Origin of the sequence: Bartonella sp. AA2SXKL, assembly GCF_042197205.1 — a bacterium.
In the GTDB taxonomy this organism is placed as follows: Bacteria; Pseudomonadota; Alphaproteobacteria; order Rhizobiales; family Rhizobiaceae; genus Bartonella.
Genome location: NZ_JBHIRN010000004.1, coordinates 44,489 through 71,447, shown reverse-complemented (window position 1 = coordinate 71,447; position 26,959 = coordinate 44,489). Strand labels below are relative to the sequence as shown.

General features: G+C 38.2%; 24 protein-coding genes and 3 pseudogenes. 20 read left to right on the top strand and 7 right to left on the bottom strand.

Features of this window, described 5'->3' with window-relative positions; translation table 11 throughout:
• The first annotated feature begins 118 nt into the window (after positions 1 to 118).
• The 7 genes from ACFINS_RS04135 to ACFINS_RS04105 all read left to right on the top strand — a co-directional run bounded on the left by ACFINS_RS04135 (position 119) and on the right by ACFINS_RS04105 (position 5,952).
• Entirely contained in the window at positions 119 to 790 is a 672-nt protein-coding gene (locus ACFINS_RS04135; RefSeq protein WP_375612087.1) for a tetratricopeptide repeat protein, read from the top strand.
• A gap of 4 nt (positions 791 to 794) precedes the next feature.
• A complete protein-coding gene (gene der / locus ACFINS_RS04130) occupies positions 795 to 2,219 on the top strand; it encodes a ribosome biogenesis GTPase Der (protein WP_375612088.1) in 1,425 nt (474 codons plus the stop codon).
• Positions 2,220 to 3,250: 1,031 nt separating this feature from the next.
• On the top strand, positions 3,251 to 3,685 hold the full coding sequence (locus ACFINS_RS04125) for an AtpZ/AtpI family protein (RefSeq protein ID WP_375612110.1): 435 nt from the start codon (positions 3,251 to 3,253) through the stop codon (positions 3,683 to 3,685).
• A 7-nt stretch (positions 3,686 to 3,692) separates the two neighbouring features.
• Positions 3,693 to 4,451 carry a F0F1 ATP synthase subunit A gene (locus ACFINS_RS04120; RefSeq protein WP_375612111.1) on the top strand — a complete coding sequence of 253 codons (759 nt, stop codon included), beginning with the start codon at positions 3,693 to 3,695 and terminating at the stop codon, positions 4,449 to 4,451.
• A gap of 54 nt (positions 4,452 to 4,505) precedes the next feature.
• On the top strand, positions 4,506 to 4,736 hold the full coding sequence (locus ACFINS_RS04115) for a F0F1 ATP synthase subunit C (RefSeq protein ID WP_005773968.1): 231 nt from the start codon (positions 4,506 to 4,508) through the stop codon (positions 4,734 to 4,736).
• A gap of 143 nt (positions 4,737 to 4,879) precedes the next feature.
• Positions 4,880 to 5,446: a F0F1 ATP synthase subunit B gene (locus ACFINS_RS04110; protein ID WP_273790398.1), complete on the top strand. Its 567-nt coding sequence runs from the start codon at positions 4,880 to 4,882 to the stop codon at positions 5,444 to 5,446.
• 11 nt (positions 5,447 to 5,457) lie between these two features.
• Positions 5,458 to 5,952, top strand: a complete 495-nt coding sequence (locus tag ACFINS_RS04105; protein ID WP_375612090.1) for a F0F1 ATP synthase subunit B — start codon at positions 5,458 to 5,460, stop codon at positions 5,950 to 5,952.
• Between the two features lie 124 nt (positions 5,953 to 6,076).
• Here ACFINS_RS04105 and glyS read toward each other — a convergent pair whose 3' ends face one another.
• The 4 genes from glyS to ACFINS_RS04085 all read right to left on the bottom strand — a co-directional run bounded on the left by glyS (position 6,077) and on the right by ACFINS_RS04085 (position 12,198).
• Positions 6,077 to 8,299: a glycine--tRNA ligase subunit beta gene (gene glyS, locus ACFINS_RS04100; protein ID WP_375700870.1), complete on the bottom strand. Its 2,223-nt coding sequence runs from the start codon at positions 8,297 to 8,299 to the stop codon at positions 6,077 to 6,079.
• Positions 8,299 to 9,240 (bottom strand): glycine--tRNA ligase subunit alpha, encoded by a 942-nt coding sequence (locus ACFINS_RS04095; RefSeq protein ID WP_375606430.1) that lies wholly within the window; start codon positions 9,238 to 9,240, stop codon positions 8,299 to 8,301. The genes glyS and ACFINS_RS04095 overlap by 1 nt, the downstream gene beginning before the upstream one ends.
• A gap of 91 nt (positions 9,241 to 9,331) precedes the next feature.
• Entirely contained in the window at positions 9,332 to 11,026 is a 1,695-nt protein-coding gene (locus tag ACFINS_RS04090) for a tetratricopeptide repeat protein (protein WP_375612092.1), read from the bottom strand.
• Between the two features lie 95 nt (positions 11,027 to 11,121).
• Complete coding sequence (locus ACFINS_RS04085; protein WP_375612093.1) at positions 11,122 to 12,198, bottom strand: polyprenyl synthetase family protein; 1,077 nt, start codon at positions 12,196 to 12,198, stop codon at positions 11,122 to 11,124.
• A 179-nt stretch (positions 12,199 to 12,377) separates the two neighbouring features.
• On the opposite strand from ACFINS_RS04085, the gene ACFINS_RS04080 reads away from it, so the two are divergent.
• The 6 genes and pseudogenes from ACFINS_RS04080 to ACFINS_RS04055 all read left to right on the top strand — a co-directional run bounded on the left by ACFINS_RS04080 (position 12,378) and on the right by ACFINS_RS04055 (position 16,979).
• Positions 12,378 to 13,166 carry a tRNA1(Val) (adenine(37)-N6)-methyltransferase gene (locus tag ACFINS_RS04080; protein ID WP_375612094.1) on the top strand — a complete coding sequence of 263 codons (789 nt, stop codon included), beginning with the start codon at positions 12,378 to 12,380 and terminating at the stop codon, positions 13,164 to 13,166.
• Between the two features lie 191 nt (positions 13,167 to 13,357).
• Positions 13,358 to 14,206, top strand: coding sequence for a S49 family peptidase (locus ACFINS_RS04075; protein ID WP_375612095.1), 849 nt, complete (start codon positions 13,358 to 13,360; stop codon positions 14,204 to 14,206).
• A gap of 237 nt (positions 14,207 to 14,443) precedes the next feature.
• Positions 14,444 to 15,352, top strand: a complete 909-nt coding sequence (locus ACFINS_RS04070; RefSeq protein WP_375629755.1) for a 4-(cytidine 5'-diphospho)-2-C-methyl-D-erythritol kinase — start codon at positions 14,444 to 14,446, stop codon at positions 15,350 to 15,352.
• A 188-nt stretch (positions 15,353 to 15,540) separates the two neighbouring features.
• Positions 15,541 to 16,176, top strand: coding sequence for a ribonuclease HII (locus tag ACFINS_RS04065; protein WP_375629754.1), 636 nt, complete (start codon positions 15,541 to 15,543; stop codon positions 16,174 to 16,176).
• A gap of 205 nt (positions 16,177 to 16,381) precedes the next feature.
• Positions 16,382 to 16,662: pseudogene (locus tag ACFINS_RS04060) on the top strand (type II toxin-antitoxin system RelE/ParE family toxin).
• A 17-nt stretch (positions 16,663 to 16,679) separates the two neighbouring features.
• Complete coding sequence (locus ACFINS_RS04055) at positions 16,680 to 16,979, top strand: HigA family addiction module antitoxin (protein ID WP_183194585.1); 300 nt, start codon at positions 16,680 to 16,682, stop codon at positions 16,977 to 16,979.
• A 52-nt stretch (positions 16,980 to 17,031) separates the two neighbouring features.
• Here ACFINS_RS04055 and ACFINS_RS04050 read toward each other — a convergent pair.
• From ACFINS_RS04050 to ACFINS_RS04040, 3 genes and pseudogenes are all read right to left on the bottom strand, one after another.
• Positions 17,032 to 17,927 (bottom strand): annotated as a pseudogene (locus tag ACFINS_RS04050) (tyrosine-type recombinase/integrase); the annotation flags it as partial.
• Positions 17,879 to 18,268, bottom strand: a complete 390-nt coding sequence (locus ACFINS_RS04045) for a hypothetical protein (RefSeq protein WP_375650729.1) — start codon at positions 18,266 to 18,268, stop codon at positions 17,879 to 17,881. The gene ACFINS_RS04045 and the pseudogene ACFINS_RS04050, both read right to left, overlap by 49 nt.
• A gap of 103 nt (positions 18,269 to 18,371) precedes the next feature.
• Positions 18,372 to 18,818: pseudogene (locus tag ACFINS_RS04040) on the bottom strand (DUF488 family protein).
• Positions 18,819 to 18,943: 125 nt separating this feature from the next.
• Here ACFINS_RS04040 and ACFINS_RS04035 point away from each other — a divergent pair.
• From ACFINS_RS04035 to ileS, 7 genes are all read left to right on the top strand, one after another.
• Entirely contained in the window at positions 18,944 to 19,369 is a 426-nt protein-coding gene (locus ACFINS_RS04035; RefSeq protein ID WP_375650732.1) for a hypothetical protein, read from the top strand.
• A gap of 7 nt (positions 19,370 to 19,376) precedes the next feature.
• Positions 19,377 to 19,814 carry a hypothetical protein gene (locus ACFINS_RS04030; RefSeq protein ID WP_375650735.1) on the top strand — a complete coding sequence of 146 codons (438 nt, stop codon included), beginning with the start codon at positions 19,377 to 19,379 and terminating at the stop codon, positions 19,812 to 19,814.
• Positions 19,811 to 20,281 (top strand): hypothetical protein, encoded by a 471-nt coding sequence (locus tag ACFINS_RS04025; protein WP_375650738.1) that lies wholly within the window; start codon positions 19,811 to 19,813, stop codon positions 20,279 to 20,281. The genes ACFINS_RS04030 and ACFINS_RS04025 overlap by 4 nt, the downstream gene beginning before the upstream one ends.
• Positions 20,278 to 20,682, top strand: coding sequence for a hypothetical protein (locus ACFINS_RS04020; protein WP_375650741.1), 405 nt, complete (start codon positions 20,278 to 20,280; stop codon positions 20,680 to 20,682). Before ACFINS_RS04025 ends, ACFINS_RS04020 begins: the two co-directional genes overlap by 4 nt.
• A 176-nt stretch (positions 20,683 to 20,858) precedes the next feature.
• Positions 20,859 to 21,218 carry a hypothetical protein gene (locus tag ACFINS_RS04015; RefSeq protein ID WP_273724680.1) on the top strand — a complete coding sequence of 120 codons (360 nt, stop codon included), beginning with the start codon at positions 20,859 to 20,861 and terminating at the stop codon, positions 21,216 to 21,218.
• 684 nt (positions 21,219 to 21,902) lie between these two features.
• A complete protein-coding gene (locus ACFINS_RS04010) occupies positions 21,903 to 23,729 on the top strand; it encodes an outer membrane beta-barrel protein (protein ID WP_375612102.1) in 1,827 nt (608 codons plus the stop codon).
• A 249-nt stretch (positions 23,730 to 23,978) separates the two neighbouring features.
• Positions 23,979 to 26,894, top strand: coding sequence for an isoleucine--tRNA ligase (gene ileS / locus ACFINS_RS04005; protein ID WP_375612103.1), 2,916 nt, complete (start codon positions 23,979 to 23,981; stop codon positions 26,892 to 26,894).
• Positions 26,895 to 26,959: the final 65 nt, after the last annotated feature.

Genomic DNA, 26,959 nt, shown 5'->3' with positions numbered 1-26,959 from the left:
ATGTTGATTTAAAATAAATAAACGAGCAATTTAAAGATTTTTAGTTAATTAGGGCTACCATCTTTATCCATTTATGCGTAAAAGCACAGGTGAAGTAACTTTTTTCAAGGTATGATATATGTCGTATGATAGTTTTATTGCTGAAGTGAATGCAGAATTTCGTCAGGAAAAGGCGCTTGCTTTTTGGAGACGGTATGGTTTTTCAATTATTGGAGCGGCTGTTCTTTTTATATTCATGATAGTTGCTTATCAAGTTTATCATCATACACAAATAAAGAAAGCTGGTTATATTGGTGATGCATTTGTAAAGAGTCTTGATCTTGCGGATACACGTGATTTTGATAAAGCGATAAAGCAATTAGAAACTGTTAAAACCTCTCATTTTGGGGGGTATCCTTTTCTTGCTCGTTTACGTGAGGCTTCTTTACTCATGGAGAAAGGTGATATTATTAAGTCAGTGGAGATCTTTGATTCTGTTGCAGCGGATGAGAAAGCACCGCAGATTTTGCAGAAAGTTGCAAAAATTCGGGCGGCTTATATTCTGGTTGATACAGGGACATTAGCTGATGTTGAAAAGCGCATCAAAGATATGGCAAGTGATACCGATCCTATGCGTATGTCTGCAAGAGAAGCTTTAGGCTTAGCTGCTTATAAGGCGGATAAAATGGATGAGGCGGTTTATTATTTTAAGAAAATTTCTGAAGAAGGTTCTTTGGGTTTAAAAATAACAGATCGGGCTCGAATGATGCTTGAGCTTATACAAGCTGAGGGCAAGGCAAATAAGGAATAAATCGATGAGCCTTACCATTGCTATCGTTGGTCGTCCCAATGTTGGGAAGTCAACACTATTTAATCGTTTGGTTGGGCAAAAATTGGCTTTGGTTGATGATAAGCCTGGTGTAACACGTGATCGGCGTATTCATGCGGCAAAACTTCAAGATCTACGTTTTGATGTGATTGATACGGCTGGGCTGGAAGAAGCAGGTGATCATACACTTGAGGGGCGTATGCGTTCTCATACAAAAGTTGCAATTGATGAAGCGGATCTTATTTTATTTGTATTTGATGCAAAGAGCGGAATAACACCAAGTGATTTAAATTTTTCTTCATTGGTTCGCAAATCAGGAAAGCCAATTGTGCTTGTTGCCAATAAGTCTGAGTCAAGAGCGGCAACAGGAGGAGAGTATGAGGCGTGGTCATTAGGTTTGGGAGAGCCATGCCCAATATCGGCTGAACATGGTTTGGGACTTAGTGATCTGCGTGATGCAATTATAGATGCTGTTGGGTCAGAGCATGTTTTTGGCAACAACAAAGAAGAAGATAGAATGATACAACCTGCATCTGTTGGTGATGATGTAAAGGATTTGGAAGAAGAAGAGCTTATTTACGATGAAAGTAAGCCCATTAGGATTGCAATTGCGGGGCGTCCCAATACAGGAAAATCCACTCTTATCAATAGTATGTTGAAACAAGAGCGATTGTTAACAGGACCAGAAGCAGGACTCACGCGTGATTCTATTTCTGTAGATTGGGAATGGCGTGGTCGTCATATTAAACTTTTTGATACTGCAGGTTTACGTCGAAAGTCGAGAATTCAAGAAAAATTAGAAAAACTATCTGTTGCAGATACTTTGCGTGCTATTCGTTTTGCAGAAGTGGTGGTCATTGTTTTTGATGCAACGATACCTTTTGAAAAGCAGGATTTACAAATTGCTGATCTTGTGATTCGTGAAGGGCGTGTTCCAGTTATTGCTTTCAATAAGTGGGACCTTATTGAAAACAGTCAGACCACATTGATTGATTTGCATGAAAAATGTGCGCGATTTCTTCCTCAAGTTCGTGGTTTGAGAGCTGTTCCTTTATCAGGACAATATGGTCAAGGGATTGATAAACTGATGGAAAATGTCATGATGATGCACCGTGTATGGAATCGTCGCATTTCGACGGCTAAATTGAACCAATGGCTTGGAACTGTTGTGGCACATCATCCACCTCCTGCGGTTTCTGGACGTCGACTTAAGGTTAAATACATCACACAGGTTAAGACACGTCCTCCTGGATTTATGATTTCCTGCTCGCGCCCCAAAAGTATGCCTCAGTCGTATTTGCGTTATCTTGTCAATGGGTTACGTGAAACATTTGATATGTCTGGTATACCCATTCGCATATCATTACGAGCCTCTGATAATCCTTTTGCGACACGTTCTAAGAAGAAATGATAACTCTTTAATTTTTTAAGTGAATGAAATCTATACTTAAGAATCTTAAAAATAAGTTTTTTCAATGATCTTTCTTTTCATAAAAGAAAAAGTTTTATTTGCTAAAGTTTTAATTTTATTGATAATCATTTCATGAGAAGAGTTTAATAGGGAGTATTTAAGAAAGAGTACATAATCCTCTTAATGGGTCATTAAAGTGCAAGAATAGATGCAATATGAGGGTAGGGGAATGTAATTATGATGCTTGTTTGAAAAGCAGCATTAGATTATCGTTTCATAAAAATAAAGCTTATGAATAAGCGCTTTTGCTTACGATAGTTTGTCTGAATAAAAAGCAAAAATATTTGCTGAATCTACGGATATTCAATTGTAAAGAGCGAAATTCATAAAAGTGGATTAAAATTGTATAAAGTAGTATGGTAATCGTATTTAAATTTTATTGTGTTCTATTGGCTTAATCTATTTGAAATTTTGGATTTATTAATATCTTGTATTTAAAGGACCTTCTCTTAATACCCTCAAGCTCATTTCGTGATGAGGCCTGTAATGGCGGATGTAAAATACTTTGCGAATAGGATCATATAGAAACCATTGATTATTTCATTTTCATAAAATAAAAAGTGCAAGTTTATTCGAATAAAAGGAGAAAACCAACGCTCTCATACTGTTTTTAGCTTTCTATGTTCTCTTTCAAAACTAGGACTGATATAACATTGGGAGTCGGAAAATAAGATGGTATTGGTTTACACCTTTTGTTAAGTGTAAAAATGGTTGTTCTATGAGTTTTATATTATTCACGTGAACTTTTCGTTATACATTCACGGGTGCTGTCGTGAAATCGGTTTAGGTGCTTGGAATATCTTTTTAAGAAAGCATGTAAATTGAAAAATACGTTATTTCTGCAATAAAATTTATACGATAACTTGTGATAGATTTCTTTTAGTATCTTGACGAATAAATTCGGGAACAATATGATGCACACGGTTTTATGAAATGTATTCTTACGTTGCTTTTTAATTAAGGAGCCAATGATGGCGATGGGCGAGAAACCCGTTATGAGCCGTAAGGAGGCTGAAGAGGAAAAGCAAGGAGAGTGTCTTCATTCAGAGGATTTGGAATGTCGTAGTAGGAACTTAAGCGTAGCTTTAGTGCGCAAGCAAGCATTAAAGAAGCGGGAGCATAGGAATAAGCGGGAAAAATCACAAGGAAGGATGGCAGGTGCAATTAAGCTTTCCAGTGAGTTTCTGGCAAGTATTATAGTTGGTATTGTTTTGGGGTTGGGGTTTGATAAGTTAGCAGGTTCATGGCCTTGGGGATTGGTATTTTTTCTCTTCTTTGGATTTGCTGCTGGTGTATTGAGTATTCTTCGGTCTGTGGGGTATGTTTCCTCCAGTCAATTAGGAAAAAAAGGCGTATTGCGCCAAGATAAACAAAATAAAGGGGCCAATGAGAGGTCCGATAAATGAGGTTGAAGTGACAGCGCACGCTCCAGATCCTATTCATCAGTTTGAGGTTTTAAGGCTGATTAAGATTTCCATAGGAAATATGGATTTATCGTTTACAAATGTATCATTGTTTACAGTTCTCACGGTTGTTGTAACTTCTATTTTTCTCTTTATTTCATCATCGAGTCGTGGATTGGTTCCAACGCGGATGCAGTCTCTTTCGGAAATGGCATATGAATTTGTAGCATCGACTCTGCGGGAATCATCTGGTGTGCAGGGAATGCAGTTTTTTCCTTTAGTTTTTTCTCTGTTTACTTTTATTTTGGTTGCTAACTTTATTGGTCTCTTTCCTTATTTTTATACGGTTACGTCTCAAATCATGATCACGTTTTCGTTAGCAATGGTGGTAATTTTGACGGTGATTGGTTATGGCTTTTATAAGCATGGGGTCAGTTTTTTGAAACTGTTCGTTCCCAGTGGAGTTCCTGTTGTGGTTTTACCTCTGGTGACAATGATTGAGGTTATTTCTTTTCTCTCCCGTCCAATTAGTCTTTCTCTTCGTCTTTTTGCGAATATGCTTGCTGGTCATATTACGCTTAAAGTGTTTTCTGGGTTTGTTGTTTCAATGATTGGGGTAGGAATTGTAGGTGTGGGTGGTTCGATTTTACCGCTTATTATGACTGTAGCAATTACTGCTCTTGAGTTTTTGGTCGCATTTCTTCAGGCTTACGTCTTTACGGTTTTAACTTGTATGTATCTTAATGATGCAATTCATCCAGGACATTAATAGAACTGGCGGTTTTCCGTCGAATAATGCAATTTCGCTTTAAAGGAGAATAACATGGAAATGGTGCTTGCAGCAAAATATATTGGCGCTGGTCTTGCTTGCTTTGGTATGGCTGGAACAGCTTTAGGACTTGGTAATATTTTTGGTAGCTATCTTTCTGGTGCATTACGAAATCCATCAGCAGCAGATAGTCAGTTTGGACGTCTCGTCTTTGGTTTTGCTGTAACAGAAGCTTTGGGAATTTTTTCATTGCTCATTGCTTTATTACTTCTTTTTGGGGTTTAATCATTATCAAAAGGGTATATCTGTTCTTGCATGAGGAAAGATTTACCCTTTTAGGCTCTTAACTAGAGAGATGCCAGAGAGATGTTTGTCAGTTATCATCGGTTATAGAGGGCTTTAATAAGCTATTTAAAGGATGAAAGAAGATGTTTGTTTCAAGCGCTTATGCACAGAACACTGAAACGTCGATAGAACATATTAAAAAGGTGGCAGAGCATGCAAATCGTGTGTTTCCGCCTTTTGATTTTGTGCATTTTGGTTCGCATTTTTTCTGGTTGGCAATTTCTTTCGGACTGTTTTATCTTTTTATCTCCCGTGTAATTGTACCACGTATTGGCGGTGTTATTGAAACACGGCGAGATCGAATCGCATCTGATTTAGATCAGGCAATGCGCATGAAGCAAGAAGCAGACATTGTTGTTGAAACTTATGAGCGGAAATTAGCAGAAGCGCGTTTGAACGCGCAGGCTATAGCGCAGGTAGCTAGTGAAGAATTAAAAGAAAAGGCAGAGCTTGAACGGAAAGAAATTGAAGAGAGTTTAGAGAAAAAACTCGCAGATGCTGAAAAACAGATAGCAAAAATTCGGGATAAAGCGATGCAAAATGTTGGTTCTATCGCTGAAGAAGTAGCTCTTGAAATTGTGAAAAAATTGATTGACGTTGATATCAGCAAAGAGGCTGTTCGTTCAGTTGTTAAAACTGCGGATTATTGAGGAAGACAAAGATGACTGATACTTTTTGGGCATTTGTTGGGTTAGTTCTTTTTTTGGCTCTTTTAGTCTATTTCCAAATTCCACAGAGGGTTATACACCATCTTGATGCGCGTGCGAAACGTATCAAAGATGAACTGGATGAGGCTCTGCGTCTTCGTGAAGAAGCACAAGAAATATTGGCTGAATATCAACGCAAACATGCAGAAGCAGAAAAAGATGCGCAAGAAATTATTGCAGCAGCAAAGCATGAAGTTGAATCTGTTATTGCTGAGGCACGTGCAAAGGCAGAAGAATATGTAAAAAACCGCAATAAATTGGCAGAACAAAAAATTGCCCAAGCAGAAGCGGATGCAATACGCATGGTTTCTTCATCAGCGATTGATTTGGCAATTTCTACAGCACGTACCCTTATTGCAAGGGAAATAGATTCTAACAAGGCAGATGAACTTATCAAAGAGTCTCTTGAGAAAGAATCATTTATCAAAATGAAAACATATCTTAATTAATGATATTTGAGAGATAAAGAACAGTCTCTTTGGTTGCATAATTTTCTCAATATTAATTAATAAAAGTCATAAAAAAGAAAAAATTATCTTCATTGTTTTTATCAGTTAATAGGGTATTTTGATTTTAAATGACAAGTTTTGAGAAGTCTGCAACCGATTGTGTAACAATGTGAGTATGTTTGAGAAGAGCAAGACGGTTAGCACGAACATCAGGTTTTTTATCATTCACCAATACTTTTTCAAAAAATATATCAATCAATTTTCCAAGTGGCGCTAGCACACTGAGTGCAAATGATAAATTTGTTGCATTGATGGGAGCAAGAACCTTTCTTTCTACTTCACAGATTGCATGATAGAGCTGCTTTTCTTCTTTCTCGATAAAGAGCTCAGGATTAATTTCATTCGCTATTGTTGTGCTTTTTTGAAATTCATTTTCAAGAATATTGGCAGTACGTTTTACAGAGGCTACAAAGTTCATTCCATCATGGGTATTGATAAAAGCGATAAGCGATTCGACACGACGTGCAACCAATAAAAAATCATCAGAATCTTTATTTAAAACGGCTTCAAGGGCATCGTAACGAGCGCCTTCCTCTTTTAGATGGATTTTCAGACGGTCATGAAAAAAGAATAACAGATCTGATAAAATATATTCTGTTTTTTCTGGAAGCAGATTCTGCAATTGTGAATTTTCTCTTTGAGAGATTTCATATTTATTTTTTTGTTGTAAGAAAAGATTCGTTGCTAACTGGAACAGCGGCATAAGATTGATTTTCCAATCTCGCGAAAGTACAAGCCTAATAATTCCCAATGCTGCTCGTCTTAACGCATAGGGATCTTTTGAGCCCGTTGGTTTTTCATTAATGAGCCAAAAGCCAACGAGCATGTCAATTTTGTCGGAGAGCATAACGGTTATAGCAAGTGGTTCTTGTGGAAGACGATCTGTTGGTCCTTGAGGTCTATAATGGTCTTCGATTGCTACAGCTACGCGAGGATCTTCCCCTTGAAGAAGGGCGTATTTTTGCCCCATAACACCTTGTAGTTCAGGAAATTCTCCGACAATTTCTGTTTGCAAATCAGCTTTTGCAAGGATGGCTGCACGTTTTGCTAAAAGAGGATCTGTTTGTATCAAAGGGGCAATTTCTTGTGCGAGTGCAGCAATGCGTTCTACCCTTGCTCCTTGTGTACCTAATTTAGCATGAAAAGTTACATTCAAATGATCAAGTCGCGCCATTCTTTGATCGAGAGGTTTTTTTATATCAAGTTGAAATTTTTTTATAGAAGATTCCAATTGTTGAAGATCAGGCAAATCACGCTGATCGGTTTGCCAAAAATGAAGTGCATCAGAAAGACGGGCACGGACAACCTTACTATTTCCTTTCGAAATTTCTTTGCCTTCATCATTTGCAAGAATATTAGAAACGAGAATAAAATGATGAGAAAGTTTTACTTTTTCTCCTTGTTTGCGGGTGACAAAACATTTTTGATTGGCTCGAATGGTCAAGCGAATAATTTCTGGAGGAATATCAAGGAATGATTTGTCAAAATCACCCATCAGGATAACAGGCCATTCAACAAGACCAGCAACTTCTTCTAGGAGGGGATTATCTTGAACCAGTTCTAAACCGTTTGCAAAGCAGAGATTTTGGGCATCAGCTAAAATAATATTCTTTCGTCTTTCGGCATCCAGAATGACTTTATGGGTTTCAAGTTGAGTAACATAGTCATCAAAGCGGCGCACTTGAAATGGCTCTCCATCACTTAAGAAACGATGACCATAAGTTAAATTATTGCTTTTAAGAGAACCAATTGTAAACGGAATAACATGTGTTTCACCAATTTCTGGTCCGAAGATGCAAAGAATGTTTTGTAAAGGTCTAATCCACTTCAAAGTACCACTTTGTGCTGAATCTTTTCCCCAACGCATAGATTTCGGCCACGGAAAGTTGCGGATAATATCCGGTAAAATATCGGCAATAATTTCTTCTGCAGCTCGACCTTTTTTAACAATTTTAGCAATATAAAAATGACCTTTTTTATCATCATGTCCAATATGCGCTTCAGAAACATCATTTAATCCTGTTGCACGTAGAAAACCATCAATTACATGCTGTGGTGATTTTATACTGGGACCTTTGCGTTCTTCATGGACATCTTTGGAGCGTGTGGAAAGTCCGCGTATGTCCAATGTTAGCCGACGAGGTGTCCAATATTCACGAGCAGCTTCATAGATCAATCCAGCATTCACAAGTTGATCTGTAACAGATTTCTTAAGATCAGCAGCAGCTTTTCGTTGCATACGTGCGGGGATTTCTTCACTGAAAAGTTCAAGAAGAAGATCAGACATTAGGCTTCTCCAGTATATATTTGTCCAGCTTCTGTGAGTAAGAAGGCTTCCCCACAACGGCGCGCGAGATTACGAACGCGAAGAATGTAATTTTGTCGTTCGGTTACAGAAATAACGCCACGTGCTTGCAAAAGATTAAAGATATGGCTCGCTTTAATACATTGATCATAGGCAGGAAAAACACAGCGATGGAATACATTTTCTTTATTTGGTTTTCCAGCATCAAGAAGTGCGCTGCATTCGCGTTCTGCATCGATAAAGTGCTGATGGAGCAGTTTTGTATCAGCAAATTCGAAATTATAATATGAGTATTCCTGTTCTGCCTGTAAAAAAATATCTCTATAACTTATTTTGTTTTCTCCCTCCAAACCATTAAAGTTAAGGTCATAGACGTTATCAACCCCTTGGATATACATCGCTAGACGCTCAAGACCGTATGTGAGTTCCCCTGAAACAGGAGCGCATTCAATGCCGCACACTTGTTGAAAATAAGTAAATTGAGAGACTTCCATTCCATCGCACCAACATTCCCATCCAAGCCCCCAAGCACCAAGAGTGGGACTTTCCCAATCATCTTCAACAAAGCGAATATCATGCAGTTTTGTATCAAGCCCGATAGCTTGTAGCGACTTTATATAAAGTTCTTGTAGATTGAGCGGAGAGGGTTTGAGAAGCACTTGGAATTGATAATAGTGTTGTAAACGATTTGGATTCTTACCATATCGGCCATCTGTTGGACGTCGAGAGGGTTGGACATAAGCAACTTTCCAAGGGCGTGGCCCTAGAGAGCGTAATGTTGTTGCTGGATGAAAAGTCCCAGCTCCGACTTCCATATCGTAAGGTTGCAAAATTGCACATCCATAGTGTGCCCAATAATTTTGCAAAGTTAAGATTAGTCCCTGAAAAGAACGTTTGGGGTTAAGATGTTCAGGCAGTTTCACGCTTTATACTCTTTATATTGGACTAAACAAAAAAACAAAGTAATTTTAGTTTCTCTATTTATTATTCATGTGGTTTATGGTTAAGCATCGTTTATTGCAAACCAAATTTCAACTTTTCTTGAATTTGTTCAGAATTTTCTGGTTTTCCGTCAATTGCGTGGTTCCATTGAAAGATTGCTTCACGTTTACGTCCAACTTTCCAATAGGCATCCCCTAAATGATCATTCAGTGTTGGGTCTTCAGGTTGTAATCTGACAGCATTTTCTAATATTTGCACTGCTTTATTATATTCTTTTAGTTTATAATAAGCCCACCCTAAAGAATCGAGAATATGACTGTTGTGAGCTTGCAAAGCAGAGGCTTTTTGTAGCATACGGAGCGATTCTTCAAGCTTCTCACCACGTTCCACAAGGGAATAGGCTAAATAATTAAGAACCTGCGGTTGATTTGGAAAAAATTCAAGTGATTTTCGCAAGTCAAGTTCTGCTTTTGGCCATTGCTTTAAACGTTCAAAAGCAATACCACGCTGATAAAAGAGTTTCCAATCGTCCTGCTGAAAGTTTTTTATCTTTGTAATAGCGTAGTCTAGAGTTTTAATAGCCTCAAGAAATTTATTGTCCTGCATATAAAAAGCAACGAGCGTTATCAAAATATTACGATCATTGGGAAATTTTTTATTTAACAATGTGAGTAATTTTATTGCTTCTTTGTAATTGTTGTTATTGGCAAGAAGGAATGCAAGATGAAGTTGTCCATCTTTATAATAAGGAGATTTAGGGGATAAAGCGCGATAAAGTTTAATTGCTTGATGTGGATCGTTCAATTTAGCAGAAATGTGTGCGAGCTGAAACAGTGTTGCGTCATTTTGAGGGTATAAGGCGAAAGATAATTGCTTAAAAATACGTGCAATTCGCCCTGAGTTTTTGTAGTTGAGGGCTGTTCCAAAATTATATAATACCTCGGCTGCTCCTTGTTGAGGTGTTTTAATAACTCTCTCTAAGAAAGAATTTTTTTCAATTTTTTCTTGAAAGTTTTTAAGGACTTCTCGACCTGACAACATTTGTTCGCCATGCTGGATTGTTTGAAGAGCTTGGTTGCGCATATTATGGCGCAATTGGAATGAGGCATAGGCTATGATAATACGCTCATAAGTATTAGGAGCGATAAGAGTTCCCTGTTTGTTACTCAGTGCTTTAATGAAATATTTTTTTGCATCCTTTGGCCGTTCTGCAAGGTCGCTCATAAGTGCTAGATGATAAGATATAAAAAGATCATACCAGACAGGACCTTTGAGTTTCTTAAGATCATCGATTGCCTGAGATTTTTGTCCAGATCCAAATGTAATCCAAGCGCCGATGAGTTCAGGTATTGGATTATTGGACGTAGGCAGTTCCTTTAATTTCAGAAGAGCCTTGGCATTCTTATAATCTTTTTTGATGAGACTTTCTACTGACAAAGTTAAGGAAACAAAGGGAGTTATAACATCGTTCTCTTTGAGTTTTTGGGCTTGTTGGACAGCTTCTTTAAAGTTTCCGACCGAGAGCATAGCTTCAAGGAGCTCTTTTTGTGTTTCAATGTTATCAGGTTGATAAACCAGTGCTTGTTTAAAATAATTGATAGCAAGTTCTGTTTTATTTTCATGATTTGCAACCCTTCCAGCTAAATAAGCACCTGTAAATGAGCTTGTATGAGTTGCTGCACTTATTTTACTGTAGGTGAGGGATGGCATCAGCATGATACCCACGATAAAGAGGGCAAAAAGTCGAGATACCGTTGCAGAGCACATGGAGCTAATCCTTTTCAAGATAATCAATTGATGGTGTTGTTTATAGATCATATCTTATTACTTTGTTGAGAAATACTGCGATTCTTGCAAAGAATTCAATTTACGCGCGCAATACAAAATTCAACAGTCTCAACGAGAGCATTATAAGCAAGATTTTCATTCATGGGAACAAGAGCATCAATTGCATATTTTCCATAGATGCGTGCTTGTTCTATTGTATCTGTGATACTATCATACTTTTCCATTAAGTGTTGTGCGTGTGCGAAGGATTCATCATTATTATTGTCATCTTCAAGCGCTTTTTTCCAGAAATCTTTTTCTACCATATTTCCACGCTCATATGCGAGAATAACAGGCATTGTGATTTTTCCTTCTCTAAAATCATCCCCTATATTTTTTCCTAAGTTTTGAGCACTACCGCTATAGTCAAGTGCATCATCAATTAATTGGAAAGCTAAACCTAAGGATGTTCCATATTCACGTAATGAAGAACGCTCTTTATTTCCATAGCCAGCAATAATGGGTCCTACTTCAGCGGCTGCTGAAAAAAGTGCTGCTGTTTTTGCATCGATGATTTTGAGATATTCTGAAGGGCTGGTTTTTATATTTTTTGCGGCAGAAAGTTGCATAACTTCTCCTTCAGCAATAATTGCAGCAGCGTTGGCTAGGACAGAGAGCGCTTCTATGGAACCGACATCGACCATCATTTTAAAGGCCTGCCCCAATAGGAAATCACCAACAAGTACACTTGCTTGATTCCCCCAAATCATACGTGCTGTAGATTTTCCACGTCGTAAATTACTTTCATCAATCACATCATCGTGTAGTAATGTTGCTGTATGCATAAATTCAACAGCTGTTGCGAGTTTTATATGCCCGTCACTTTGATAACCGAACATATGAGCAGAAGCGAGCGTAATCATTGGGCGTAATCGCTTTCCACCTGATGAAATAAGATGGTTAGAAATTTCAGGGATCATCTCAACCTCTGATTTTGCCATAGAGAGAATAAATTGATTTACGCAATCCATATCTTTTTGAGTAAGATTGACAAGAGATTGAAGAGAAATTTGATTATTTCTTATTTGTTTTGGTTTGATAGCTGCACTCAATGTGTTTACTCCTAGAGTATTGCAATGGACATATATAAAATTTACTTTATTCATTAGCATAAAGGGGGTTTGGTTTTGACTCAAGCTTTTGATGTCGTTTAAAAGTGTTAGCTTGGAATGTTATTGGCAAGAAATGTTCTTTAGCGAGTGTAATCTTATTGTTATAAAATAATAAAAAATTTAAAATAGCAGCTGAATGGCAAAAATGCAGTTTATAAAGGTGAGCATTAGGCTTTTAAATGGATAAAGCAGCGAATCAGAGTGGTGAAACAATTGACAGTTTTCACCGCGGGAAATTTTATTTGGTTCAACCCCATAAATATGGTCATCGTTCTGGAATGGATGCGATGTTATTAGCTAGTTTGGTTCCAAGTGATTTAAAGGGCAAGGTTGTTGATTTAGGTGCAGGTGCTGGAGCTGCGGGTTTGGCTGTTGCTTCGCGTTGTCTGAAAGTTCATGTTACCTTAGTTGAACGTTCAGCTTTTATGGTATCTTACGCTCAAAAAACGCTTATGCTAAAACAAAATAAACAATTTGCTAGCCGAATTTGTTTGCTAGAAGCAGATGTTACCTTCAAAGGGAATGCCCGTATAAAAGCAGGTTTGATAGATAATAGCTTTGATTTTGCGATTATGAATCCACCTTTTAATAATCCCACCGATCGTAAGACACCTGATAAACAAAAATCTGAAGCACATGTTATGTCTGAAGCGATGTTTGATAACTGGTTGCGGAGTGCAGCAGCTATTGTTAAGCCAGGTGGATACTTAGGGCTCATTGCACGTCCACAATCGTTGACAGATATCTTGCATGCTTTAGAAGGGCGTTTTGGTGGTATTTGTATAATTCCTGTGCATGCCCGTGCGAAAACAGCAGCAATTCGTCTTTTATTTTACGCAAAACGAGGAAGCAGAGCAGCTTTATCTATTTTACCGGCATTGGTTATACATGAAGGTAATGACCATACTTTTTCACCCCGAGTTGATGCAATTAATAATGGATATATAAGCTTGTGGGAACTTTTCTAATAGTATCTTGTGTTTTTTAGTTTATTATTTAAAGTCTACACTTTGTTGTTAGGGAGGTTTGACTTTGGGTGAAATTATATTTCTGCTTGTAATGTGGGGATTGATTGGCGCTTTTGGATGTTATCGCGTTCTTCCTTTTTGTTGTCCTTGCCTATTTAATTGTTCTTAATTTATAAGGAGATTTTGTTTTGATGGATTTTATTAAAAGTTTTATTCCACGCCGTTTTTCTTCCGATAAACTTGAAATTCCTGTGGTGCGCCTTCAAGGAGCAATTATGGATTCATCAGCATCTATATCTCGTACCCTTTCCCTCAGTAGGTGTGCAAATCTTTTAGAGAAGGCTTTCGCACACAAAAAGTCACCGGTTGTTGCACTTATTATTAATTCTCCTGGTGGTTCGCCTGTACAATCGCGTTTTATCTTTAAGCGCATTCGTGACTTGGCAGAAGAAAAAAATAAAAAGGTTCTTGTGTTTATTGAAGATATTGCAGCATCTGGTGGTTATATGATTGCTTGTGCAGGGGATGAAATTTTTGCAGATCCTTCTTCAATTGTTGGTTCCATTGGAGTGGTTTCAGCTTCCTTTGGTTTTCCGGAACTTTTGAAGAAAATTGGTATCGAACGGCGTGTATACACAGCAGGAAAGAACAAAGTTACATTAGATCCATTTCAGCCAGAAAAAAAGGCGGATATTGAGCATTTGAAATCTCTCCAACTTGAAGTGCATCAAACTTTTATCGATTTGGTTAAAGAACGGCGTGCTGAAAAATTATCAGATGATTCGAATCTCTTTACAGGAATGTTTTGGAGTGGAAAACAAAGCGTTGGGCTTGGTCTGGTTGATGGATTGAATGATGTACGTTCTGTTATTAAGGAGCGCTTTGGTAATGATGCAAAACTTCGACTTATTATGCCTCCAAAAAGTTTTTTAGGACCTAAAACGCCTTCAGGAGTGACTGCACATACGGTTTATACAGTCGTTGATAGTGCATTGATGGCAGCAGAAGAGCGAGCTCTTTGGCAGCGTTATGGTTTGTGATGGAAAGGATCATTCAAGCCAGAGAGATTTTTATCTAAAAACAGATACTAGAAGAAAAAAGGCTTGAAATGATACGAATGAGAACATGTCGTTTATTTTGTATGAGAACTCTTTATATTTATTGTTTTTTAGAAAACGATTAAGAATATTCCAAGCTGTTTATAGGGCTCGTGCTAAAAGTATGGGTAAAAGGGGGAAATTTTTAAAAGAACCCTATGTAAGTGAATATTACGTCATATGATATCAAATGTACAAACTTCGTTCCAAAGACATTCCTATTTATTTACACCTATTAAATTGAATTTAGCTCTACATGTTGTGGGGCAACGTGCTGATGGGTATCATTTAATAGAAAGTTTGGTTTATTTTAGTCTTAGCGGTGATTGTCTACACTATGCACCTTGTGAAAATAATCAGTTTGTTTTGACGGGGTCGTTTGCAAAAGGGCTTGTTTCTCATTTAGACAATTTGGTTATTCGCGCAAGGGACTTTATGCATAAGACTTTTCCGGAATGTGCTCAACCTGCTTTTTTTCGGCTTGTAAAAACATTACCTGTTGCTTCAGGCATTGGTGGTGGCTCAGGTGATGCAGCTGGGGTTATCAGCATGTTGCGTCGGCAGTGGAATCTTGATTGCTCTTACGAAGAATTAGCAAAAATGAGCTTAGTTCTTGGTGCTGATGTTCCCATGTGCCTTTGTGCATTAGAGTATCAGCAGCCGCTTTTGGTTAAAGGAATTGGTCAAGAGATGATACGACTAAAAGAAGCTTGTTCATTAGCAATGGTATTGGTTAATCATGGACAAGAGATTTCAACACAAGCTGTTTTTAAAGCGTTAGAGAAGCGTCATAATCCTTCTTTAAAAATTAATACAGACGCTTTAAAGAGTGTTGATTCATTAGTTGAAGTTTTACAAGAAACGCGTAATGATCTTTTTTCTCCTGCATTAAAAATAGCACCTCAGTTAGCTGAAGTGTTATCTATATTAGATGAATGTGGGGCTCTTTTTTCCCGTATGTCTGGAACGGGAGCAACTTGCTTTGGCATTTTTAAAAATAAACAAACGGCGCAACAAGCAGCTCTTTTTATCAAATCAATGTACCCAAATTGGTTTGTAAAACCTATCATGACTTTAGGAAATATTTGATAAATAAATATAAAAGCTTTCATTTTATCATACATAATAAAAGAGGGTAACCAAAGAAATGTGTTTTTTTATTTTTTGTGCAAGAATTCGTGGAATGTTTGAAGAGCCATTTAAAACTGTAATGCTTGCAAAAAATGATCAGGCTACAGAAATAGATGTATGTTTGTTGTATTTGTGCTGTATCAAAGATGTTTAATTTGCCGCTTCAACCAAATTTTTCGTGCGAATTGGATTTGCAAAAACAGGGTTTTTTTCATATAGCAGGTGTTGATGAAGTAGGACGGGGGCCTCTCGCTGGACCTGTGGTAACAGCAGCCGTTATCTTGGATAGAGATCGTATTCCTAATGGGTTAAATGATTCAAAAAAACTTTCTTTTTTCCAACGAAATAGACTTTATCATGAAATTTTGCAAAGTGCATTAGCGGTTTCAGTCGCCAGTCTTTGTGCTCGTACAATTGATCAATCTAATATTAGAAAAGCAACGTTAGAAGCAATGCGTCGCTGTATTATAGGATTAGCCATTCCAGCCCACTATGTCCTTGTTGATGGGCGTGATATTCCTTCTGAGTTGTCCTGTCCTGCAATGGCATTGATTAAGGGCGATCAGCGTTCAGTTTCAATTGCAGCCGCATCTATTATTGCGAAAGTAACGCGTGATCGGATGATGGAATGTACAGGACAAGTTTATAAAGGGTATGGGTTAGAGAAGCATGTAGGTTATGCAACGCTAGCGCATCGTACAGCTCTTGATAAATATGGACCAGTTATAGGATTACATCGTTATAGTTTTGCACCACTAAAAGAGTGTAAAAAAGGTAATTAAAATCAGTGATTTACTACAAGAGTAAAGGGTTTTATAATTCATTGATTCTATTATGTTTTTTGAGTGTCTATCCCTAACCTTTTTGAAGCTTTTTATCACTTATTCCTATCTATTTTTTCCAGATATAGAATCAGATATTTCTAACATGGGCTTAACTCTTATTTGTTATTAACCGTATAGCAATGATATACGACAAGGGGCGGTAATGGCAATTGTGGGTTTTAAATATAAGGGCTTAAAATTATTTTATACAACAGGTTCCACAAAAGCTATTTGACCAGATCACTTAAAAAATTACGCGTTATCTTAACGGCTTTAACAAGTGCTACTACGCCTGAAATGTTGAGAGCGCCTGCCTTTAAAATACACCCTCTTAAAGGTGAACTTACAGGGTACTATTCTATATGGATGAATGGAAATTGGCGTGTTACTTTTCGCTTTATAGGAACAGATGTGGAGCTTGTTGATTATCAAGATTACCATTGATGAAAGGAACGAAAATAATGATGCATAACCCCGCACATCCGGGCGAAGTTCTAAAAGTAGCTTTCTTAGACGAAATGGGGATAACAATACAAAAGTTAGCTAATCATCTCCATATGACAAGAGCTTCTCTATCAAGAGTGATTAACGGACATGCCTCTATGAGTACCGAGCTTGCAGTGAAATTAGAACTAGCTGGTTTTAGTAAAGCGAAATTTTGGCTGGATATGCAAACAAATTATAATTTATGGCAAACAATGCAACAGACACAACCACCTATTTCTCCTCTGGTTTCTGAAGCACATCAAACGTCGCTTTGATTTCGTTTATAATTTTGACGGGGCTTTAGTTTTTTAGCTTCCGCCCGTTGCTCTAACCTTTTTGAAGTTTTTTAATGGCTTCTATTGCAAGGCGTTTTCTATCGGCTGTTTTGGTATAAAGAGATGCCATTTTATCTTCTGTCCAGCCAAAAAGCGCTTTCATTTGCGAAACCGTAGCACCAGCATTGGCTGCACGTGTTGCTGCTAATTTTCGCAATCCGTGCGCTGATTTTTTAATACCCGCCGCATTACATGCTTCACGAAAGAGGTTGCCAAAACTTTCTTTGACAAGCTTATTTCCACCTTTACCACAAATGAATGTTTGATCACCTATGGGACCAATTTTAAGGGTTTCCTCTAGTTCTGGTAAAATAGGAAGAAAAACATCTGTTTTAAATTGGCTCTTTTCTGTTTTGAGATAAATGATATTATCTTTGACGTCTTTCCAGCCGATACGAACGGCATCACCACGACGCAAGCCTGTATAAAGAAGAACATCAATCCAGACGCGTTCATGTGTACCATGTGACCAACGGTGATAATATTTGTCTATGTCCTCTTCTCGCCATGGTAGTAATCCCTCACTGTTTAAAGATTTTGGTGCTTTTATATTAAAGGCAGGATTTCTATTTAAAAGGGCATTATCAACCGCCCAATTAAAGAGATCGTTTAAAGAGGTCAAAAAATATTTTGCCGCTGCGAGAGTAGCTCGCCTTCTGTCTACGGCGTCAAGGATGTGGTGTTTTTCTATGCTTTTATGTGCACGATCAGCAATATTTTTAGAAACATTGTTCAGAATTCGATATTTAACTTTTTAGTAGATTCTAATTGATTATGCCATTGCATGCTTTGTAAATACTGATGCAATAACCAATCGAAAGAGCCTTTTGTAAGTCTGTTTATTTTCTTGGAGATGACATTTTGCGCTTGTTTAATAGCCAGCGTATATTTGCTCTGATGGAAATCAATGGACTGTCATAAATTTTAGCTTTTCCACTAATAAATGTACCACCGAAAACTTGTGCATTGGCAAAAACACGAGCGTTTCCGTAAACATGTGCATCCCCAAAAACTTTGGCATAACCATAGACTTTTGCATCATCACTTATCCAGCAATTGCCATCATGACCTAGATTGTCTTCTTTTTGTATAAAAGCGCCAAGATCACCTGCCTTTACATCTCCAAAGTCTCTCAAAGCAAGGATGCAGTAAAGTGTAATGTATCCACCAACCTCAATTGTTTCATCAGTCAGTTCATATTTCTTTTCCTTGATTTGCGCAGAATTCACCCGTAGCGTGAATCATGCATCACTTAAAAGTTATTAGGAATGGGTAGGGGGCTGGGAGGCATATGGGCACTCCCATTTTTTAAAAATATGCAAATTTATTTTTTTAGATGTGCTTAATTTCATATTTCCAATCAGGCAATGGAATGAGAGCTAATGCGAGTTGTCCTCTATGACACATGCATACATTAGCTTCAAAACAGGCGATTGCAACGCGCTTTTTGTTTAAAAAAATTTGATATAATTTGTTTATTGCACAAGAATTATCCTTGAGAGTTGTATTTTGATAATCTTCAAAAAGGCGATCATAATCTTTTGTGTTTTCAAATTTCTTCGTTTTTCAGAGGCAATTCCAAGTTCAGGCATATGCCATATATTCAATATCAATGTTGTTTACAACTTTCTCTAATTGTCTTTTTGAAAATCCGTATTTTCTGCTTATTGGATTTTTACGAATATCATACAAAAGTTTAATATTATTTTTGATAAGTTGATTGAAATAGTCCTCAAAGGATTTTCTTTCATAGCCAATGGTAAAAAACAAAGCTCTCATCTTTAGCAGGCTGTATGATGATATGTTTGATGTTACACACGTTTAATTTCCTTAGTAAATAGGTGGGGGCTCTATGAGCGCCTCTTTCCAAAAGGGATAAATCCTCTAGCGATTATCATAGTGTTGTGGAGCAATCAGGTATCAAAGCGGGTGATGGCGGCTTTAATATCATTGTTAAAGACAAAACGACCCTAACCGGAGGCATCATTGCCAGCACCGCGCCGGCAGATAAAAACAGCCTGACTACAGGAAGCATTAGCACCAGTGATATCAGCAACAGTGCCCATGCTAAAGCCAGCAGCCATGGGTTTAGCATTTCTGGGAATGACACGATAAAGAACATTGCCAAGAATGTTTTAAATCACGGCAAAGCCAAGGATGCAGTAGAAGGGGAAACCAAATCTGCTATCAGTGATGGGACTATCATCCTTACTGATACAACTGGACAGAGGGCGATGGGGCAAGATGCTGGACAAATCATTGGCTCTCTCAACCGCAACACCGCAGCAGCACACCAAGCAGTAGTGACAGCTAGATGTCGCACCGCTTGAGGGGGTAGTGCATAATCGCGTAGATATGATCAATAATTTATCGGATGAAGGATTGGGATACTGGGACAAAATACGCGAATTCGCATATCTCAAAGAGCATCCTGAGGGTGAGGTTGCGCATGATGAAAATGGCAATGTCCTCTATTTAACCGATGAAAATGGAAAACCTATAAAAGGCAGCTATGGAAGAAAAATACCTCTGTATCACTATTTAACACCAGAAGAAGAAAAACATTTACAAAAAGGTTCTGATGGCAAGGTTCATATGTTTTACAATGGTATTTTTACCTCACCAGATGATGCTGCGCGTTATACTGTCCAGTTTGCTGACAATGATCATGGTCCCCTTTATTTTACATACTTCCCAGAAGCTGAAGACTGGGAAGTGGAAGTAGGGATAGCGATTTTTCAGAAGTTTCTGGAAGGTAGATTTTTTTTGGATTGACCAATTCAACCAAGAAATTCCAGGATATAATGTATCTTTATGGCAATACAGGATGGCATGATGATGCCCATAGTCGTGGTACCATAACAGCAGGAAATGGATCATATAATTTAGTAAAGCATGGTGTTCTCGGTATAGCAAAGGAAACAACGGTTAATTTCTTTGGTCCAGCTTATAATACTCAAGACATGGCTGATACGTTATATATCTTAAAGGATGGCAAGCAAACCACTGTCGGCTTGGAAAACCATGCAGATGATTTTGTTGGTGTAGTATTTGGTGGAAATTCCGCTACTTTTTACCAAAGACCCTTTGGTAGTAACGCAGTTAAAGAGGCAAAGAAAGTACTATTTAGTTATCCCAGCCCTCATGTTTGTTATGCAAATGTGGATCGAGCATGTAGACATGATTATGGTTCATCTCACCGTATACAAATTGATTCAATTAATTCATGGAGCAAAAAATGAAACAAACCTTAAAATTATTAAGTGTGATAACTCTATTGAGTATAGCTGGGTGCCAGTTTAATAAAACTCCCATATCTTCTATAGGGGCATGGGAGAAGCCAGGAGCAGATTTTACGGAGATAGGAAAAGCCTTGTTAGAATGCGGTATGCCAACCCCTTATGATAAGGATCCAGAAAGTAGAAAGCTCAGTAATAATGCAAATGCAACCATTGATGCTTGCATGCTCCAAGCGGGATTTCGCTATAAATATGATGTGGGGGGAGGCTGGTGTGGAAATCATAAAGCTGAAAACTTGCCCATTTGTCGTCCAGGCGCTGTTGTTCCACAGCGCAGTGTCAAGAAGCGCTTAAACAGCCCTTATTGTAAAAAATATAAAAATGCACCTGAATGCAAACCTTAAGTCTTTCTTGTGATGATTAACAATCCGCCATCCTTGCCTTTGCTTGGAATGGTGGGATTGTTTTCTCAACCAATCATCTCAATATTGTTCACCGTTGTTTTAAGCAGCGATGACAGAAAATATCAACAAGCTTATGAGCTGTTTATTGTAAATAAATCCATTGAAAGAGGGGAATAATGAAGAAAATCTTAAAACTATTGAGTTGTATAGCTCTGTTAAGTATCACTGGATGTGTTAACTCAATTCCCTCACTTTCTCCAGCATTATGGAGAAATAAAATACTTTTAGAATGTGGAGTACCGGACCTTAATAAGGTTGTGGCGCTAGATTTGAATCAATTTGCCAGTATTGAAATGTGTATGGCGCAATCAGGTTTTCGCCCTAGCTTTACAATACAAGATTGGTGTGAGAACCATAAATCAGACAACCTTCCCATATGTCGTCCTGGTGCTGTCATGCCTCAGCGAAGTGTTGAGAGACGCTTAAATAGCCCTTATTGTAAAAAGCATTCAGAACAACTTGAATGCCAGCCTTAAGTCTTGCTTCAGCAGAGAAAGCCTTGTCCGTCCTTACGAAAATTTCGCTTGTAACGTGCAAGCAAGTGATTTTAATTAATACAACATGGAACAGATTTTAAATGATAGAATCCTACAGAATTAGTTTTTTCATTCAACATGAAAACAATAAGTTATCTTTATAAATCAATGTGATGTGGCAGGATGAAGATGTTTATGCAAAGAATCTAAAAGTTTTTTTGCGAGTGTTTGAATAATTTCTTTGTTTTTCTGAATTTTAGATACAAAATACTATTGCTAAAGTACTAAAAGTAGATCATGCTGGTAAATAGATGAAACTTTGATGGCGCTTGGTTTTAAAAAAGGCAATATTTGATTTCACTGTTTGCGCTGGTATTGATTTTGCAATAACAGATAATAGTTTATTGTATGCAGAATACTGTTATTTAGATTTTGGTAAAAGAAATTTATAAAGAATATTATCATTAACAGTTATGCGAAACTTTAATGAAAATGAATCCAACTTTAATACACATAATTTTAGTGTGATTTAGTTTACAAATTCTTATTGAATGCAAAATTAAAAGTTTAAGAAGCCTTATTTGCAAAAATTCTTTATTTTTTTGTGAGTGTGTCATTTTTGCTACAGATCTTTCAGAAAAGATGCTCTATATGAATTTCATTTTGGATATTTGGAGAGATTTTATGAATACAAAACGTTTAATAACAGCGTCTATTTTTTCTTTAATTTCAGCGTCTACAGCACTAGCTGCTGATGTTATGATTCCTCATCAGCCAGCATCATCGACTGCTTCTACCATTGTTGCACCTACTTTTTCATGGACAGGTCTTTATTTAGGTGTCCAAGCTGGTGGTTTTTCAAGCAAAGCTGATATGGCTCTTGTTGGTCAAGAAAAGAGTTTACCACTGGATAAAGAGTTCTCTCCTAAACTTTCAGGGTTTGCAGGTGGTTTTTATGCAGGTTCTAATATTGATCTCGGTGACAACTTTATTTTTGGCATCGATACGGATTTAATGGTATCTGGAAAAAAACACACAAAGACCATTACCATAGGAGCGGCTGATAACACTACAGTAGAAAATGCAGTCGTAAGATCCCGCAGATCCGCAAAACCACAAATATCTCCAACCTCACAAGCAACAGAAGGAGTACAAACGCAAAAAGACACCTCAAGAGCACCTGCAGGTACAGGAACTACAACAGTAGGGACTCCAACAGCAGGATCCACGTCAGAACAATCTGTTGCAGCGCAATCCAGTCAAGCACTAACTAGATCAGTAAATACAGTTCAACAACCACAAACAGGAGCAACACAATCAAATAAAGCAGCAACAACTAGAAGTTCTGGCAATGTCAATTCAACAGCAGAAAAAACAGTGGTAGTGGGAAGGGAAAATTCAGGAGTTTCAACACCACCATTAAAAACGCCATCTGCATCGCCAATACCACAATCAGCATCCTCTAGACAGACGGTGAGTTCAGTGCAATCGCCATCGTCCTCATTGGAAAGATCAGGTACAGGACCGACATTGGTAAGCAGGGTAAATGGATTAAAATCACCTGCACCTAAATCAATATCCTCTACCACAGGAGCAAGCTCACCAGAGCAGTCAACGCTCCTATTGGCAAGATCAGACACAGGAGATCAACCATCAGTAGGAGGAACAAATGGAGTAACTGCGTCTGCAAAATCTGCAGAAACATCATCTGTATCAGCAGGGGCTGTACAAGTGCAAGCTAATCCAATAAAATCGGTTGCTGTAAAACCCGCGCCCTCTATCTCATCAACGGGAACAGAATCAAGTCAGCCAGCAGCAAAAGCACCTGCATCGGAACAATCATCATTAAAAGAAAGAACAGTACCGAGCGGAGGGACATTTGTCCTCGCGAGATCAGGATCATCTTCTGAAACAGCAAAAGCTTCCAATGGAACAAGCGGAGCCCAATACGGAGGTCATCATGGCACCCATGGTAGCGGAAATGCTAATCCACATGCTTCTCGTTCTCATGGTGGACAGAATATGGCTGGACACGGTGCACAAAGTACACAAGCGGTGGATAAGAACGCTTCCAGTGTATATGGTATAGAACAAATAAAAAAGATGGCTTCTGAACTTGGTCTTGATCAAGAGGATGCAGTTGAAACTTTAAGTCATACTTTCAAACAAAATTGGGGTGGTGCTACACGGGTACGTATTGGTTTTGCTGCTGATCGCTTTATGCCTTATCTTGCTGGTGGTATTGCTTATGGGCAATTCCAAGACACTGTATCAATATCTGTTAAGGATGAGGATGGAAGAGTCGTTTCTTCTAAGAACTTAGCTGATGAAACAAAAACCATGATTGGTTACACACTTGGTGGTGGCGTTGATTTCTCGCTTCTAGATAATGTGATTGTACGTGCAGAATATCGTTACTCTGATTTTGGTAAAAAGAAATTTGCAAAGGAAAAACTTGAAGTTAACTACAAAACCAATGATTTCCGTGTTGGTGTAGCTTATAAATTCTAATTTTTTAAAGAGTAAATTTCTAAGAGGCTCCACTGTCAGTGGAGCCTTTATTTTTTTTTAAGATCACTTTTTGGTTTCTTTTCTTGTGAATTTCATGATAAAGCCCATAGAGTGTGATGATATATTTTCCTGATCGCTGCTTAATACGAATGATAAGCTCGGCTTTCCCTATAGATAAAAACCAGAGTTGCAGGGTTCAGGGAAGTTATGCAAAAATGAAATCGTAAAAGTGGACAGGGATATTTCACAATGGCTGTGAAAAATGAAACAATAGATTATTCAAAAACTCTTTATCTCCCACAGACAAATTTTCCTATGCGTGCAGGGCTTCCGCAAAAAGAGCTTGAATTGATGGCGCGTTGGGAAAATATGGGGCTTTATGCGCAATTGCGTCAACAAGCAAAAGATCGTCCATTTTATATTCTTCATGATGGTCCGCCTTATGCAAATGGTCATATTCATATCGGGCATGCTTTAAATAAAGTTCTAAAGGATGTGGTTGTTCGTTCATTCCAAATGCGCGGTTTTAATGCAAATTATGTACCTGGTTGGGATTGCCATGGGCTTCCAATTGAATGGAAAATTGAAGAAAAATATCGAGCACAAGGAAAAAATAAGGATGAGGTACCTCTTAACGAGTTTCGTCAAGAATGCCGTGAATTTGCACAGCATTGGGTAACTATTCAAAGTGAAGAATTTAAACGCCTTGGTGTTGTGGGAGATTTTAATACGCCTTATACTACAATGGCTTTTCATGCAGAAGCACGCATTGCCAGTGAATTGATAAAATTTGCTATGTCAGATCAGATTTATCGTGGTTCCAAGCCAGTGATGTGGTCTGTTGTGGAACGTACGGCTTTGGCAGAGGCTGAGATTGAATATCATGATCATGAATCAGAGGTGCTTTGGGTTAAGTTTCCTGTTTTTGAAGCAAATTCTGATGATTTATATGGTGCTCATGTCGTCATTTGGACAACAACACCGTGGACGATTCCAAGCAATCGTGCAGTGAGTTATTCTTCGCAAATTTCTTATAGTATTTACGAAGTTGAAAGTGCTGAAAATGATTTTGGTCCTCAAGTGGGAGAAAAGCTTCTCTTTGCAGACGCTTTAGCGATGAGTTGTGGAGAAAAAGCCAAACTTGTTTTGAAGCATTTGCGTGTTATTTCTTCTGAAGAGTTGAAAGCTCTTGTTCTTTCTCATCCACTCAAAGGTTTAGCTGGAGGGTATAATTATAAAATTCCATTGCTTGATGGTTCGCACGTAACAGAGAGTGCTGGTACAGGTTTTGTCCATACAGCACCAAGCCATGGGCGTGAGGACTTTGAAATTTGGAATGATTATAAGTCCTTACTGGAGCAAGCGGGGATTGATTCATCTATACCGTTTCCTGTTGATGATGCAGGGTTCTATACGAAAGATGTTCCAGGTTTAGGACCAGATCGTGAAGGAGGACCTGCACGTGTTATTGATGATAATGGAAAAATGGGTGATGCCAATAAAGAGGTCATTAATGCTTTAATTAAAGCAGATCGATTGTTTGCACGGGGGCGTTTAAAGCATTCCTATCCCCATAGTTGGCGTTCAAAAAAACCCGTTATTTTTCGCAATACACCGCAATGGTTTATTTCAATGGATAAAGATTTTGGGGATGGTTCAACTTTACGTAGTCGGGCTTTGGAAGCTGTTTCAAAAACGCGTTTTGTGCCATCTTCTGGACAAAACCGCCTAGCTTCTATGATAGAAGATCGTCCTGATTGGGTTCTTTCTCGTCAGCGTTCTTGGGGTGTTCCTATTTGTATTTTTGCAAATGAGGATGGTGTTATTCTAAAAGATGAAGGTGTGAACGAGCGTATTTTACGGGCTTTTGAAGCAGAAGGGGCAGATGCATGGTTTGCTGAAGGAGCACGTGAACGTTTTTTAGGTGAGCGTGCACATGAGCCTTGGGTACAGGTTTATGATATTTTGGATGTTTGGTTTGATTCTGGAGCCAGCCATAGCTTTGTGTTAGAAGATCGGGCTGATTTGAAATGGCCTGCTGATGTTTATTTTGAAGGTTCAGATCAACATCGCGGATGGTTCCAATCTTCTCTTTTGGAAAGCTGTGGTACGCGTGCTTGTTCTCCCTATAAGTCCGTGATCACACACGGTTTTACTTTGGATGAGAATGGTAAGAAAATGTCTAAATCTTTAGGCAATACGGTTGTTCCGCAAGAGATCATTAAAACATCTGGAGCTGATATTTTTCGTCTCTGGGTTATGACAACCGATTATTGGGAAGATCAGCGTTTAGGCAAAAAAATACTTCAAACAAATGTGGATTCATATCGTAAACTACGCAATGCAATTCGTTGGATGCTAGGAACTTTAGCACATGATGATGGAGAAGAAATATCTTATGGTGCACTGCCGGATCTTGAAAAATTTATATTGCATAGGCTTTTTGAACTTGATCAGTTGATTAATCGCGCTTACGATGAATTTGATTTTAAAAAGATTATGCGTGCATTATTGGATTTTTCAATCATTGAGTTATCGGCATTTTATTTTGATATCCGCAAGGATTCTCTTTATTGTGATGCACCTTCATCAAAAAAACGCAAGGCTTCCTTGCAGGTTGTCCGTGAGATTTTTGAGCATATGGTCACATGGCTTGCTCCAATGTTACCTTTTACTATGGAAGAAGCTTGGTTAGAGCGTTATCCAGGAAGCCAATCGGTGCATTTGGAACAATTTCGCTCTGTACCAGAAGAATGGCAAAACCAATCTTTGGCTGAGCGTTGGAAAAAAATTCGGCAGGTCCGTAAAGTTGTGACAGGTGCTTTAGAGCTTGAACGTGCTAATAAGCGTATTGGATCCTCTTTGGAAGCTGCGCCTATTGTTTTTATTTCCAATCTGGTTTTACGAGAGGCATTAGAAAATGTGGATATGGCGGAGATCTGTATTACCAGTGCGCTCACAATTACGCAGGACACGATACCTTCTGATGCTTTTACTTTGAATGATGTTGAAGGTGTTGGTGTATATCCAGAGAAGGCATTAGGAAAAAAATGTGCTCGATCATGGCGTTATACACAAGATGTTGGAAGTGATCCAGCTTATCCGGATGTATCTGCTCGTGATGCAGCTGCTTTGCGGGAACTACAGATTCTTGGTAAGATTTAAAATTTTAAATCAAAGGAAAGAAATGCAAGTATATTTCTCATATTGATGAATATAGTTTTTTGTGG